Consider the following 13,210-nt stretch of genomic DNA (forward strand, 5'->3'; position numbering starts at 1 on the left):
CTGAGACACCGTGTCAGTTGATGCTTCCCTTGCGTCACAGGTAAACGCCGTCTCAAATACGGACGTTGGCCGGTCAGTTATCCAATCCCCCGGTCAGGACAGGAAAGGACTCCTTCTTATGACACATGTCGTCATCGCCTCGGCCGCACGAACCCCGGTTGGCAGTTTCCTCGGCTCTTTCGCAAACACAGCCGCCCATGACCTGGGCAAGATTGTGATCGAAGCCGTCGTCGACCGCGCAGGCGTCGATAAGGGCGAGGTCTCTGAAACCATTCTTGGACAAGTCCTGACCGCCGCACAGGGCCAAAACCCGGCCCGTCAAGCGCATATCAATGCCGGCCTGCCACAGGAAAGCGCCGCATGGGGCATCAACCAGGTTTGCGGCTCGGGCCTGCGCGCGGTTGCCCTCGGCGCGCAACACATCATGCTTGGCGATGCATCCATCGTCGTCGCCGGTGGCCAGGAAAACATGTCGATGTCACCCCACGCGGCTGCGCTGCGCCAGGGTCAGAAAATGGGCGATATGAAATACATCGACACAATGATCCGTGACGGGTTGTGGGACGCTTTCAATGGGTACCACATGGGTCAAACTGCCGAGAACGTTGCCGAGAAATGGCAAATCTCGCGCGAGATGCAGGATGAATTCGCTGTCGCCTCGCAGAATAAGGCTGAAGCCGCCCAGAAGGCTGGGAAATTCGCCGATGAGATCACGGCCGTGACTGTGCCGAACCGCAAGGGCGATATCGTCGTCGAGAATGACGAATACATACGCCATGGTGCCACGATGGAGGCGATGCAAAAACTGCGCCCGGCCTTCACCAAGGACGGTTCGGTCACTGCGGCAAATGCTTCGGGCCTGAACGACGGCGCGGCCGCGACCCTTCTCATGTCCGCCGATGATGCCGAAAAACGCGGCATCCAGCCGCTGGCCCGTATCGCCTCCTACGCGACGGCGGGTCTGGACCCCTCGATCATGGGGGTCGGCCCTATCTATGCGTCGCGCAAAGCGTTGGAAAAAGCGGGCTGGAAGGTCGAGGATCTGGAGCTTGTCGAGGCCAACGAAGCCTTTGCCGCGCAGGCCTGTGCCGTGAACAAGGATATGGGGTGGGATCCGGAAATCGTGAACGTCAACGGCGGCGCCATCGCGATTGGCCACCCAATTGGCGCCTCCGGCTGTCGTGTCCTGAACACGCTCCTGTTCGAGATGCAGCGCCGGGATGCCAAGAAAGGCCTTGCCACGCTGTGCATCGGCGGCGGCATGGGCGTCGCCCTCTGCGTCGAGCGCGACTGATTGGATGATGATAGGCAAAGCGCTGCGCAATAATGTTGCGCAGCGCTTTGCATTATCCTAACAACCTTCCAACGATACACCCATAAGGAGAGAGACATGGGACGAGTCGCACTGGTCACCGGCGGAAGCCGTGGCATTGGCGAAGCCATTTCCAAGGCCCTGAAAGCCGACGGCTACGAAGTCGCCGCGACCTATGCCGGGAATGATGAAGCCGCCGCAAAGTTCACTGCGGAGACGGGCATCAAGACCTACAAATGGAACGTGGCCGACTACGACAGCTCCAAGGCGGGTATTCAACAGGTCGAAGCCGATCTCGGCCCCATTGAAGTGGTGGTCGCCAATGCTGGCATCACCCGCGATGCGCCCTTCCACAAAATGACGCCTGAGCAATGGCAGCAGGTCATCGACACAAACCTGACCGGCGTATTCAACACCGTGCATCCGGTCTGGCCCGGCATGCGCGAGCGCAAATTCGGCCGTGTTATCGTCATCTCGTCGATCAACGGGCAAAAAGGTCAGTTCGCGCAGGTGAACTATGCTGCAACGAAAGCGGGTGATCTGGGTATCGTGAAGTCACTGGCCCAAGAGGGCGCGCGCGCCGGCATCACCGCAAACGCGATCTGCCCGGGCTACATCGCGACCGAGATGGTCATGGCTGTTCCGGAAAAGGTGCGCGAATCGATCATCGGCCAAATCCCCGCAGGCCGCCTGGGCGAGCCCGAGGAGATCGCACGCTGCGTCTGCTTCCTCGCCTCTGACGAGAGCGGCTTCATCAATGGCTCGACGATCTCTGCCAACGGCGCGCAATTCTTCGTCTAGCGACATCCAAACCAAAAACGAAAGGCCTCCGTTAGACCGGAGGCCTTTCTTATGCGCGCTGGCCGTGGCGGACGTGGGAGGGCGGTTGGGCCGTCTGCCACGGCCAGGGCTTTTCCAGCCAATTAAACTCCACTAGGCCTGCGCCATGACCCGCCGCACATCCACCTCCATTGGCTTCGTCGCCGTCCTTCTCTGGGCGCTCTTGGCTCTATTCACTGTTGGAACGGCCCCTGTCCCGCCATTCCTGCTGAACGCACTGACATTTGCCCTGGGTGGCGCGCTTGGCGTGAGTTGGGTCACGGCCACAGGGGGATGGCACAAACTTCACGCCGTGCCGCTGCGCGTCTATCTGTTTGGAACCATCGGGCTGTTCGGCTATCACGCGCTCTATTTCAGTGCGTTGCGCCTTGCGCCACCTGCAGAGGCGAGTCTCATCGCCTATCTCTGGCCGCTTTTGATCGTATTATTCTCTGGCTTATTGCCCGGAGAGCGCCTTGGGCCATTGCATATCCTCGGCGCCTGTATTGCATTTTCCGGCGCTGCATTGATCGTGGCGCCAGGGCCGGATGGCTTTACCGGCGGCATCGGCCTGATCCTCGCCGGTCTCTGCGCGCTCACATGGTCGGGGTATTCTGTGCTGTCCCGGCGTCTAGGCGCCATCCCCACAGAAAGTGTCGCAGTCTTTTGCCTCGCCACAGCTGTGTTATCGTTACCCGCCCATTTGATCTTTGAAACCACCTATTGGCCTGCCGCGCCGGCAGGTTGGCTCGCCATCGTCGGGCTTGGCCTCGGGCCGGTTGGGCTGGCCTTCTATGTCTGGGACATCGGAATGAAGAATGGCGACATACAACTCCTGGGCGCCAGCAGCTATGCCGCGCCCCTCTTCTCCACACTCATCTTGATTGTCGCCGGCCTGGCAGATCCGCGCCCCAGCCTCCTCCTGGCTGCGGCGCTGATCGCTGGCGGTGCAGGTCTGGCGGCCCTGGGATCAGCCCGCGCTCAGCGCAGGCTCATCAAATAGCCATTCGTACGGGCAAGAGCTTGAGCGGCTTGGTCGCGGCGCATCCGTGCGGACCGCGCCAACTGGATTTGAGGTAAGGTAAAGAACATCTTAATTATCCGAAGCTACGTTGACAGAAAGAGGCCACGTATATCAGCCATCAAAGCAGAACAAATGTCTTTCATGCAACCCGGCCTCTCGCCAGGTGCAATGCTTAGTGACGACGGAACAGTGACGCGACCATTTTGCGGATGATCCGGCTCCGCTCGTGTTGCGCTTGGCGCAGAACTTTCAGCATCATGGGATCGTTTGCGTAATCAAGCATAGCAATTCTGCCTTCTGTGGGAGGATCGACCCAACTTATATAAACGCTTTGTCTTGCTGTAGTATTGCAAAGGTCGAAACCCCGATGCCCACCAAATGCAAGTTTACGGTTGGTTAGCTGCGACGGGTCAAGAAGCCCCAAACCTCACCCAAAGCCTTACCGCGTTCGGCGCGGGCTTTCAAAATGGCAGTACGAGTAGCGGGGTTGATGGTGCTGTAGAAAAACATCTCCATGTCCTTTCGGATAGTGTGGCGTGATGGGCCTAACATGGCCAAAAGCCGCTCAAGCGACAAACGAGACTTTCATGGCGTTCACATAAGCTGTACTTAACTGTACATGTCAGATCGTCTTCCACCCCTTACCGCCCTGCGCGCCTTTGACGCCGCTGCGCGACATATGAGCTTCGCAAAAGCCGCCGCGGAGTTAAATGTCACACCCGCTGCCCTTTCGTTTCAGATCAAGTCATTGGAAGAGCATCTGGGCGCGCCATTGTTCCGCCGCTTGAACCGTGCCGTAGAGCTAACGGATGCAGGCACCGCGCTTGCACCCGGCGCGGCTGATGGGTTCACGGCATTGGCAGCGGCCTGGCGCGCCGCGCGACGCACCGTGGATCAGTCCACTCTAACCGTGACTGCCGGACCGGCCTTCACCGCGAAGTGGTTGGCGCCTCGTCTGTTTGCATTTGCTCAAGATCATCCAGGGATCGAACTGCGGTTTTCAGCAACATTGCGCGTGATGGATTTCAGCCGCGATGATGTGGATGTCGCGATCCGCTTTGGATATCCGAAAAACGAACCCGGTCTCTACACGCAGCCAATCATCAGCGAATGGATGACGCCGATGATGACGCCGGACCTGGCCGCCCAATATCAAACGCCTGCCGATCTCGCGCGCGCGCCGTTGCTGCACCAAGATGATATTCGTTTTCTGGATCCCGCAGTCGATTGGCCCGCCTGGTTTCGGGCTGCCAAACTGCCACCGCGCTTCGCGGCGGGTGCGCGGTTTTCCCAAGCCGATCACGCGCTAGATGCGGCTCAAGCGGGCGGCGGTGTGGTGTTGGGGCGCATTTCCTTGGCGGAACGGGCCTTGCGAGAGGGGCGGCTTGTCATACCCTATCCAATCGCTCTGAGCACCGAGGCGCGCTATACATTCGTCTGCCCTGAAGGCGCAGAAACACGGCCGCAAGTGAAAGCCTTCCGCGATTGGGTTCAGGCCGAAACGGCATCCCTGGGCAAATTTGCCGAAGGGGTGACGTTCATCGAAGCGGCAGATGTGGTGCAATAGCGACTAGAGAAATGACCGCCTGGCATCCAAGCTGGGTCATGGTCGGACCGCAGCCAGTTGATATCAAATCAACCGCTGCGGCGAGGCTTGGAATTACACGCTGATGCGCGAAATCTCTTCTTTCAGCCTCAGCTTTTCTTTCTTCAACTCACGGACGGCCAGGTCATCGGTACCCGGTGAGCGTTGGGCTTCCTCGACCTTGGCCGAGAGGGTGGCGTGCTTCTTCTTGAGTTCCTGAAGATGGGCGCCTAACGACATATGGTTCTCCTCTCGATGGTTGCGGTTTGCACATGAAAGTGCAGCACAAGAATCGAGTCTTGTCACGCGCGCAAAGGTAAACGAGTAAAAAGCTATGGAAATAACGGGTTACTCAAAAACCAACGGAGCACAATCGCGCAGGATCGCCCGGGCTGTTGCAGAATAATCATCCCCATCGGCGAGGTGAGTATCACCTTCATGTATAAGAATTGGAGCAAGTAGCCTGAACGTGCCGCGGCTGCTTTTCCGAGCGCGCAGCACAATGCGGGTCGCGTCGCGACCTGTCCTGGGTGCCAAAGGCCGGACCGCGATGTCACCAAACCCATCCAGGGCCGCCAACACATCCGGCAAGCGCTCTGCCATATGAATTAACGTCAACCACCCCTTAGGCCGCAACCGCGCCCGCGCCACCGATCCCCATACCGGAAGCGGCGTGTCCTCACGCAATGCGCCGGTCCGCCCGGCATCCTCCGAGGCCGTGCCCTGCCCGTAATAGGGCGGGTTCATGATCACATGGTCAAAGCTCAATCGGCGCATATCTGTGGGCAAGTCGGCAAGATCGGCACAGGTCACATCAACACCATTCCGCGCGGCGAGTGCCGCATAATGCGGCTGCCGCTCCACCCCGCGCAAGACAACACCAGTCACCCGCGCCGCGACGCACAGGCCCGCGACACCGACGCCACAACCCAAATCCAGAACGCTGTCGCCAGGTTGTGCGGGGCAGGCCGCCGCCAGCAGCACCGGATCGACGCCTGCGCGATAGCCGCGCTTGGGCTGCCACGCCTGCACCTCACCGCCCAAAAAGGCGTCATGGGTCAGCGCGTCGTCGTCCAACATCACTCGGAAACCGGCAACTCGTTGTCGCGCAGAGCCACCCGCGCCCGATGCGCATCTTCACGTCGCACCATCAGCCGACGCGGCAAAATGCCAATGGATCCTTCCAGGCTGCTCATATGGACGTCCATCGTGAACACCTCTATATCCTCGCCAGACAGAAGCGCCGAGGCGAAGGCAATTACAGTCGGATCATTGCTGCGCAAAACTTCAAGCATATCTGACACGTAGGATGCCGCGCCCCCGGTGTCGAGATAGGGAACGCTAAGATGAGCCTCGATACACCCGCAACCAAGCCCCACGACCGGCTGCGCACGGTACTGGCCGCCGATCTGGACGGCGTGAACGGTCTGATCCAGGCCCGTATGGCATCAGAGCACGCTCCCCGAATTCCCGAAGTCACAGCCCATCTGGTCGAAGCTGGCGGCAAGCGGATCCGGCCGATGCTGACGCTCGCCGCAGCGCGCCTTTGCGGCTATTCCGGCGACAACCATGTGAAGCTCGCCGCAACCGTGGAATTCATCCACACCGCGACCTTGCTGCATGACGATGTCGTCGACGAAAGTGGTCAGCGGCGCGGGCGCCCGACAGCAAATCTATTGTGGGATAACAAATCCAGCGTTTTGGTGGGCGACTACCTTTTTGCTCGCGCGTTCCAGTTGATGGTTGAAACGGGCAGCCTGCGGGTGCTTGATATTTTATCGAATGCCGCCGCGACGATTGCCGAAGGCGAGGTTCTACAGCTAACCGCAGCGAGTAATATCGAGACCACCGAAGGCATCTATCTTCAGGTCATCCGAGGTAAGACCGCCGCCTTGTTCGAGTCCGCCTGCGAAGTGGGTGGTGTGATCGCCGATCAACCCGACGATATCGTGCGCGCCCTCGCCACCTACGGCGATGGGCTCGGCGTCGCCTTTCAAATGGCCGACGATTTGCTGGATTGGGGTGGCGCCACCGGTGATGCCAAAGCGATCGGCAAGAATATCGGCGATGATTTCCGCGAACGTAAACTCACCCTGCCCGTGATCCGCGCCATCGCCGCCGCAGACGCGGAGCAACGTGCCTTCTGGGTGCGGACCATCGGCAAAGGCGACCAACGCGATGGCGATCTCGACCACGCTCTGGGCTTGCTGAGAGATCATGGTACGCTTGCCGCGACGCGCGATGCAGCCAACAGCTATGTCGCCCAGGCGAAAGCGGCCCTTGCACCGCTGCCTGACCACGAGATCAAGCACCTGATGCTGGACCTGGCAGATTACGTGGTTGCGCGGTTAAACTGACTGCGCATCAAAGCATCGAAACCGTTCGTTTAGGGCAGGATTTCAGTCGCTTCTGCCCACCACCTTGACGGCATCGCCGCCACTGCCGCGCGAGCGCTGGGTTCGTCGCCAAAAAGCCCAAAACACGTGGCGCCCGATCCACTCATATGCGCGAAAAGACACCCGCGCGTGCCACGCAAGCGCTCAAGAACGTCACCGATCACCGGTTGCAGCTTCTGCGCCGGAAGTTCCAAATCATTCCGGGTCTGCGACAGCCAGCCGATGAAATCCATGCCCCAATCCGGTTCAGGGAGTGGCGAACCATCGACCCTATCAAGCGCGGCAAAGACGGCGCCGGTAGGGACTTCGACGCCGGGATTTACGAGCGCAATCCATAGGGATGGTATGGGCGGCACATCCGCCAAGACATCGCCAATCCCCGACATACGGCATGGGCGTCCTCGCAGGCAGACCGGTACATCGGCGCCAATGGCCTCGGCCCCTACCCCATTTGTCCCCAAGGCACGCAAAACCGCCGCCGCATCGGACGAACCACCGCCAATACCACCCGCGTGGGGCAAGTGTTTCTCCAAAACAATTTTCGCTTGGCGCCCGGCCCATTCCGCCGCCTGCCACGCCAAGTTGCGTTCATCTTCGGGCACGCCCGACGCGCGCGGACCAGTAACGCGGAGGGCCATCTGGGGCGCTGGCGCCACGCTCAACCAATCACCCATTCCAGCAAAAACGACAATTGAATCAAGTAGATGATAGCCATCATCTCGGCAACCTGTCACGTGTAGCGCTAGGTTGACCTTAGCCGGAGCAAAGTGTCGTTCGGTCACTCTTCCTCAAGCGCTCCGACGCCACCCTCGGCCTCAAGCACCTGATAGAGGCCAATATCCAGCTTGCTGCGGATCCGCTCTGCGTCTTCCGGTTCAGGGCCAAAGCTCAAGGCGCGATGCCACTGGAACTCCGCCTCGCGGTAGCGGCCCACCATCCAATACACATCGCCCAAATGGTCGTTCAGGATCGGATCGTTGGGCTCTAGCTCCACTGCCCGCTCCATTGGCGCGACGGCCTCGTTAAAGCGCCCCAGACGGTAATACACCCAGCCCAAACTATCGATAATGAAGCCGCTTTCGGGCTGCGCGGCGGCAGCGCGTTGGATCATATCCAATGCCTCATCAAAGTTTCGTCGTTGTTCAACCAGGGAATATCCCAAGTAATTCAATACATTAGGCTGCTCCGGGTTCAACTCCAGTGCAGTCCGGAAATCCGCCTCTGCCGGGGGCCAATTGTCGGTTTGATGGTAGCTGATCGCGCGCGCATAATAGATGAACCAATAGCGCGGCAGGGTGGCATCGACCAAATCCAGAACCGCGCTGTAGGCGTCGATCGCCTCTTCAAATTGTTCATTGCGGCGAAGCACATCGGCATAGGCGGCTTGCAGCGATGCCAGATCACCTCGTTCCGCCACCAATTCGGCCAGCACCTCGATTGCCCCGTCGACATTGCCCATGCGCTCTAAAGCTTCGGCACGGGCCATCTGTGCTTCGATGAAATTCGGATTGTCTTCCGGCAATGTTGCCAGCGTCTCGGCGGCCAATTCGTATTGCTCTGTTTCCGCCAGGAATTCCGCTACCAGCAGGACCGCGTCACTATGGCCGGGATCGACGCCACGGGCCGCCTGCGCCATCAGCAAGGGCAAGGTCGTATCACGGTCTCCGGCAAGCAATTGCGCGACGGTAAAGAAGACCTCTGCCACGCCTTCTTGCGGGGTGGTGACGAAATCATACGGCTCTTCTCCGCCCGCGCCAATTTCTGCTTGCAGCGCAAGCAAACCGGGATCCGGCACTGCCTGGGTATAGCCATCCAGCAGGTCCAGTGCTTCACCCCTGCGGTCCAGCTGCACCAGCACTTCCGCGCGTGCCCGAACCACGCGTTCGGTGTTGGTGATGTCGATACCCGTCGCACCCGACAGGATCTCATCGGCGCCTTCAAAATCACCCACCGCCGCGCGGGCCAGCGCCAAATGCAACGCTGCCAGTTCGTCCAGACCCGGCTCTTGCCCCATCTCGTTGAACAAGCGCTCGGCGCCGGTCATGTCGCCCTGACCAAAAGTCAACCAAGCGCGCGCCGCCGCATCGACCAAGGGCCCGGGCCCGTCCCCCGCGTCGATTTGTGCCAACGCGGCGTCAAGGTCACCTGCAGCGATCCGGGTTACGAATTCGACCAAAGTAACCAGTTCACGCCCGGGCGCCGTGTCCGGCAGATCATTTGCAATCTCTTGCGCCAGATCCCATTCGCCCAATGCGGCATGGGCAAAAATCGCGCTGCTGATCAAAACCGGATTTCCGGGATCATATTCCAACGCGCGATCAAAATACGCGGCCGCCTCCCGATGATCTCCGGAAAGCGCCGCGGACCGTGCTGCGAGGTAAGATCCTGACAGGCCATCAGCCAAGGCGTCCCCCGGGCCGGCCAGACCGGCAATCAACGCGAATGCAAAAATGGAACGGGTGCGGGCCATGCGGCTCTCCTTTGGGCGTCGTTCGGCCAGACACTAGGGCTCAGCCCCCCGAAGGGCAATCGCGGCCCCGTCACAGTTTCGCGGGGCCGGATGACTTACATATTGGGGTAGTTGGGCCCATCCCCACCTTGTGGCACTGTCCAGACGATATTCTGCGCGGGGTCTTTGATATCGCAGGTCTTGCAATGCACGCAGTTCTGGAAGTTGATCACAAAACGTGGTTCAGCGCCCTCTTCCTGCACGAACTCATAGACACCAGCCGGGCAATAACGCTGCGACGGCCCGGCATAGGTCGGCAGGTTCTTGGCGACGGGAACCGAGGCATCTTTCAGCGTCAGATGTGCGGGCTGGCTTTCTTCGTGGTTGGTGAAAGAAAACGCCACATTCGTCAGGCGATCAAAGCTGAGCTTGCCATCAGGTTTTGGATAGTCGATCGGCTTGTGCTTCGACGCGGCCTCGGTCGCGTCGGCATCGGATTTGCCATGGCCGAGCGTCCCAAACAGGGAAAAGCCCAGCGTATTGGTCCACATATCCAACCCACCCAGCGTCAAAGATGCCATCAAGCCACGCTTCGACCACATCGGCTTCACGTTGCGCACCTTTTTCAGGTCTTGGCCGATGGCACCTGTGCGCACCTCAGTCTCATAGGCGGCAAGCTCATCACTGGCTCGGCCATCCTGGATCGCGGCATAGGCGGCCTCGGCGGCAGCTTTGCCCGACAGCATTGCATTATGGTTGCCCTTGATCCGGGGAACATTGACCATGCCCACCGAACAACCCAGCAAAGCAACGCCAGGCGCCACCATCTTCGGCATCGACTGATACCCGCCTTCGGTGATCGCACGCGCGCCGTAGGCGACGCGTTTACCACCCTTCAATAGCCCAGCCACCATCGGGTGATGCTTGAAGCGTTGGAATTCCATGTAGGGGAATAGGTGCGGATTTTTGTAGTTCAGATGAACGACAAAGCCGACATAGACCTGGTTGTTATCGAGGTGATAGATGAACGATCCACCGCCGGCATTGCCGCCCAACGGCCACCCCATCGTGTGCGTAACAGACCCTTCTTTGTGCTTCTCCGGGTCGATCTCCCAGATCTCTTTCATGCCGAGCCCGTATTTTTGCGGTTCGCTATCGGCATCCAGATTGTATTTTGCGATCACTTCCTTCGACAGCGACCCGCGCACACCCTCGCTGAGGAACACGTATTTGCCCAACAATTCCATACCGGGCTCGGTATTTTCGCCGATTGAACCGTCTGCTTCCAGCCCGAAGACACCGGCGACCACGCCCTTCACCTCACCGTCATCGCCATAGACAAGTTCGGAGCAGGCCATGCCGGGGAAGATTTCGACACCAAGCTCCTCGGCCTGCTCGGCCATCCATCGGCACACATTTCCCATGGAAACGATGTAATTGCCGTGGTTGTTCATCAGCGGCGGCATCGGGAAATTGGGGATCCGGATCTGACCCGCCTCGCCCAGCATGTAGAAATTGTCGTCTTTGACCGGGACATGCAGGGGAGCACCCTTTTCCTTCCAATCGGGGATCAGCGCATCCAAACCCACCGGATCCAGAACCGCGCCCGATAGGATATGGGCGCCGACCTCGGACCCTTTTTCCAGCACGACGACGTTTAGATCGGCATCCAACTGCTTCAGCCGGATCGCTGCGGACAGGCCAGCCGGGCCCGCACCAACGATCACCACGTCATATTCCATGCTTTCGCGTTCGATCTCGGACATCTCTGTCGTTCCTCAAGCTGTCATCGGGCCACCCTGTTGGCCCGGAAATGGCGTTCGGATTGGCCTAGCGCGGCGTTGCCCTTCGGGTCAATTATGACGCAGTGGCAGAGGCCTCTGGTCTGACGATTTGACGCGTCTGGCCATACAGACAAGGGCCACTATGTCGCTGCTAAAGGAGAGAATGCCATGTTGCGCGTCGTCTATGCCGTCATATTCCTCGCTGGGATCTACTATCCTTGGCGACATTTTTACGCCTGGTTCGAGGAGCACGGATGGGAACTCGCGCCCATGATCGATGCCTGGTATGTGAACGAGGCGACAACGGCCCTGACATGGGATCTGACCATCGCCGCTATTGCCTTGATGGTTTGGGTCGCCGTGGAGGTAATCACTCGACGCGATTTTTGGTGGCTGCTGGTCATTCCCGCCACCTTCGCCATCGGGGTCAGTGCCGGGCTGCCCCTGGCGCTATTTCTGGCGGCTTCCAGACAGGCCCGCGACATACACCTGAGGTGAATCCAGCCAGCCCCCCTTTGCCAGACACATACAAGGTGCTACCTGCGCCGGGTCGAAAGGAAGCGTCATGGATCATTTTCTGTACCAAAACGGTGCCTTGCATGCCGAAAAGGTCCCGATTGCCGAGATCGCCGCGGCGGTCCGCACGCCGTTCTATGTCTATTCGACCGCCACCTTAACTCGGCACTACCAATTGTTTGCCGAAGCCTTGTCAGGTTTGGACCATTTGATTTGCTACGCGATGAAAAGCAATTCGAATCAAGCTGTTATCCAGCATATGGCCAGCCTTGGGGCTGGCATGGATGTGGTATCAGGTGGCGAATATCTACGCGCCAAGGCCGCAGGCGTCCCCGGCCAGCGTATCGTGTTTTCGGGCGTCGGCAAAACCGCCGACGAAATGCGCTTGGCGCTGGAGGGCGGCATCCGGCAGTTCAACGTCGAATCCGAGCCCGAGATGCAAGTGCTCAGCCAAGTGGCCGACAATATGGGTGTCACGGCCCCGATCACCGTCCGCGTAAACCCAGATGTCGATGCCAAAACACATGAGAAAATCGCGACAGGCCGCAAGGAAGACAAGTTCGGCATTCCGATCGCCCGTGCCCGCGAGGTCTACGCCCATGCCGCCGCGCTGCCGGGTCTGAAAATCATCGGCATTGATGTGCATATCGGCAGCCAGCTCACCGACCTAGCCCCCTTTGAAACGGCTTATAACAAAGTCGCGGAGCTGACCCATCAATTGCGTGCCGATGGGCACGAGATCACCCGCCTCGACCTCGGTGGTGGGCTCGGCATCCCCTATGAGCACTCAAATTCCGCGCCGCCCCTGCCGCTGGAATATGGCGAGGTGGTCAAGCGCACCGTTGGTGATCTGGGTTGTGAGATTGAGATTGAGCCGGGTCGCCTGATCTCGGGCAATGCGGGGCTATTGGTTGCGTCGACAATCTACGTAAAAGAAGGCGAAGGGCGCTGTTTTCTGATCCTGGACGCCGCGATGAATGATCTGATCCGCCCGGCGATGTATGGCGCCCACCACGATATCGTTCCGGTGATCGAAGCCGCGCCGGGCGCCGAGCAACAGCCCTTCGACATTGTCGGGCCGGTTTGCGAATCCGGTGACACCTTTGCCAAACAGCGACACCTGACCCCGGTCGAGCCCGGTGATCTGATCGCCTTCCGCTCTGCCGGGGCCTATGGAGCGGTCATGTCGAGCGAATATAACTCGCGCCCCTTGATCCCGGAAGTGCTGGTTCAAGGCGATCAATTCGCTGTCATCCGCGCGCGCCCGACGTTTGACGACATCATAAACCGCGATACTATCCCCGAGTGGCTATGACGCTGCGACC

13 protein-coding genes are annotated in these 13,210 nt (G+C 59.5%); 7 read left to right on the plus strand and 6 right to left on the minus strand.

Features of this window, described 5'->3' with window-relative positions; all coding sequences use genetic code 11:
* Positions 1 to 118: 118 nt before the first annotated feature.
* The 4 genes from V8J82_RS20705 to V8J82_RS20720 all read left to right on the plus strand — a co-directional run bounded on the left by V8J82_RS20705 (position 119) and on the right by V8J82_RS20720 (position 4,722).
* The gene (locus V8J82_RS20705) at positions 119 to 1,294 is read left to right on the plus strand and encodes an acetyl-CoA C-acetyltransferase (RefSeq protein WP_339978327.1); all 1,176 of its coding nucleotides are present in this window, start codon (positions 119 to 121) and stop codon (positions 1,292 to 1,294) included.
* 96 nt (positions 1,295 to 1,390) lie between these two features.
* Complete coding sequence (phbB, locus tag V8J82_RS20710) at positions 1,391 to 2,113, plus strand: acetoacetyl-CoA reductase (protein ID WP_339978329.1); 723 nt, start codon at positions 1,391 to 1,393, stop codon at positions 2,111 to 2,113.
* 145 nt (positions 2,114 to 2,258) lie between these two features.
* On the plus strand, positions 2,259 to 3,134 hold the full coding sequence (gene yddG, locus V8J82_RS20715; RefSeq protein ID WP_339978331.1) for an aromatic amino acid exporter YddG: 876 nt from the start codon (positions 2,259 to 2,261) through the stop codon (positions 3,132 to 3,134).
* Positions 3,135 to 3,774: 640 nt separating this feature from the next.
* Positions 3,775 to 4,722 carry a transcriptional regulator GcvA gene (locus V8J82_RS20720; RefSeq protein ID WP_339978333.1) on the plus strand — a complete coding sequence of 316 codons (948 nt, stop codon included), beginning with the start codon at positions 3,775 to 3,777 and terminating at the stop codon, positions 4,720 to 4,722.
* A 93-nt stretch (positions 4,723 to 4,815) separates the two neighbouring features.
* Here V8J82_RS20720 and V8J82_RS20725 read toward each other — a convergent pair whose 3' ends face one another.
* From V8J82_RS20725 to V8J82_RS20735, 3 genes are all read right to left on the minus strand, one after another.
* Positions 4,816 to 4,980 (minus strand): YdcH family protein, encoded by a 165-nt coding sequence (locus V8J82_RS20725; RefSeq protein ID WP_339978335.1) that lies wholly within the window; start codon positions 4,978 to 4,980, stop codon positions 4,816 to 4,818.
* Between the two features lie 108 nt (positions 4,981 to 5,088).
* Positions 5,089 to 5,820 carry a tRNA1(Val) (adenine(37)-N6)-methyltransferase gene (locus V8J82_RS20730; protein ID WP_339978337.1) on the minus strand — a complete coding sequence of 244 codons (732 nt, stop codon included), beginning with the start codon at positions 5,818 to 5,820 and terminating at the stop codon, positions 5,089 to 5,091.
* Positions 5,820 to 6,035 (minus strand): putative signal transducing protein, encoded by a 216-nt coding sequence (locus V8J82_RS20735; protein WP_339978339.1) that lies wholly within the window; start codon positions 6,033 to 6,035, stop codon positions 5,820 to 5,822. Before V8J82_RS20735 ends, V8J82_RS20730 begins: the two co-directional genes overlap by 1 nt.
* Before the next feature lie 51 nt (positions 6,036 to 6,086).
* On the opposite strand from V8J82_RS20735, the gene V8J82_RS20740 reads away from it, so the two are divergent.
* Positions 6,087 to 7,097 (plus strand): polyprenyl synthetase family protein, encoded by a 1,011-nt coding sequence (locus V8J82_RS20740; RefSeq protein ID WP_339978341.1) that lies wholly within the window; start codon positions 6,087 to 6,089, stop codon positions 7,095 to 7,097.
* Between the two features lie 29 nt (positions 7,098 to 7,126).
* Here V8J82_RS20740 and V8J82_RS20745 read toward each other — a convergent pair whose 3' ends face one another.
* The 3 genes from V8J82_RS20745 to V8J82_RS20755 all read right to left on the minus strand — a co-directional run bounded on the left by V8J82_RS20745 (position 7,127) and on the right by V8J82_RS20755 (position 11,351).
* Positions 7,127 to 7,918: a 4-(cytidine 5'-diphospho)-2-C-methyl-D-erythritol kinase gene (locus tag V8J82_RS20745; RefSeq protein ID WP_339978343.1), complete on the minus strand. Its 792-nt coding sequence runs from the start codon at positions 7,916 to 7,918 to the stop codon at positions 7,127 to 7,129.
* Positions 7,915 to 9,606, minus strand: a complete 1,692-nt coding sequence (locus V8J82_RS20750; protein ID WP_339978345.1) for a tetratricopeptide repeat protein — start codon at positions 9,604 to 9,606, stop codon at positions 7,915 to 7,917. Before V8J82_RS20750 ends, V8J82_RS20745 begins: the two co-directional genes overlap by 4 nt.
* Positions 9,607 to 9,701: 95 nt before the next feature.
* Positions 9,702 to 11,351 (minus strand): electron transfer flavoprotein-ubiquinone oxidoreductase, encoded by a 1,650-nt coding sequence (locus tag V8J82_RS20755; protein ID WP_339978347.1) that lies wholly within the window; start codon positions 11,349 to 11,351, stop codon positions 9,702 to 9,704.
* A 186-nt stretch (positions 11,352 to 11,537) separates the two neighbouring features.
* On the opposite strand from V8J82_RS20755, the gene V8J82_RS20760 reads away from it, so the two are divergent.
* Both V8J82_RS20760 and lysA read left to right on the plus strand, forming a co-directional pair.
* On the plus strand, positions 11,538 to 11,867 hold the full coding sequence (locus tag V8J82_RS20760; protein ID WP_339978349.1) for a DUF2834 domain-containing protein: 330 nt from the start codon (positions 11,538 to 11,540) through the stop codon (positions 11,865 to 11,867).
* 67 nt (positions 11,868 to 11,934) lie between these two features.
* The gene (gene lysA / locus V8J82_RS20765) at positions 11,935 to 13,200 is read left to right on the plus strand and encodes a diaminopimelate decarboxylase (RefSeq protein ID WP_339978351.1); all 1,266 of its coding nucleotides are present in this window, start codon (positions 11,935 to 11,937) and stop codon (positions 13,198 to 13,200) included.
* Positions 13,201 to 13,210: the final 10 nt, after the last annotated feature.

Origin of the sequence: Gymnodinialimonas mytili (genome assembly GCF_037544085.1) — a bacterium.
Lineage (GTDB): Bacteria > Pseudomonadota > Alphaproteobacteria > Rhodobacterales > Rhodobacteraceae > Gymnodinialimonas > Gymnodinialimonas mytili.

Excerpts from the sequence above, each read along its gene's own strand:
- V8J82_RS20735 (WP_339978339.1), bottom strand. The coding sequence starts at position 6,035 with ATGCTTGAAGTTTTGCGCAGCAATGATCCGACTGTAATTGCCTTCGCC.
- yddG (WP_339978331.1), top strand. The coding sequence starts at position 2,259 with ATGACCCGCCGCACATCCACCTCCATTGGCTTCGTCGCCGTCCTTCTC.
- V8J82_RS20730 (WP_339978337.1), bottom strand. The coding sequence starts at position 5,820 with ATGTTGGACGACGACGCGCTGACCCATGACGCCTTTTTGGGCGGTGAG.
- V8J82_RS20755 (WP_339978347.1), bottom strand. The coding sequence starts at position 11,351 with ATGTCCGAGATCGAACGCGAAAGCATGGAATATGACGTGGTGATCGTT.
- phbB (WP_339978329.1), top strand. The coding sequence starts at position 1,391 with ATGGGACGAGTCGCACTGGTCACCGGCGGAAGCCGTGGCATTGGCGAA.
- V8J82_RS20740 (WP_339978341.1), top strand. The coding sequence starts at position 6,087 with ATGAGCCTCGATACACCCGCAACCAAGCCCCACGACCGGCTGCGCACG.
- V8J82_RS20705 (WP_339978327.1), top strand. The coding sequence starts at position 119 with ATGACACATGTCGTCATCGCCTCGGCCGCACGAACCCCGGTTGGCAGT.
- lysA (WP_339978351.1), top strand. The coding sequence starts at position 11,935 with ATGGATCATTTTCTGTACCAAAACGGTGCCTTGCATGCCGAAAAGGTC.
- V8J82_RS20720 (WP_339978333.1), top strand. The coding sequence starts at position 3,775 with ATGTCAGATCGTCTTCCACCCCTTACCGCCCTGCGCGCCTTTGACGCC.
- V8J82_RS20760 (WP_339978349.1), top strand. The coding sequence starts at position 11,538 with ATGTTGCGCGTCGTCTATGCCGTCATATTCCTCGCTGGGATCTACTAT.
- V8J82_RS20750 (WP_339978345.1), bottom strand. The coding sequence starts at position 9,606 with ATGGCCCGCACCCGTTCCATTTTTGCATTCGCGTTGATTGCCGGTCTG.
- V8J82_RS20725 (WP_339978335.1), bottom strand. The coding sequence starts at position 4,980 with ATGTCGTTAGGCGCCCATCTTCAGGAACTCAAGAAGAAGCACGCCACC.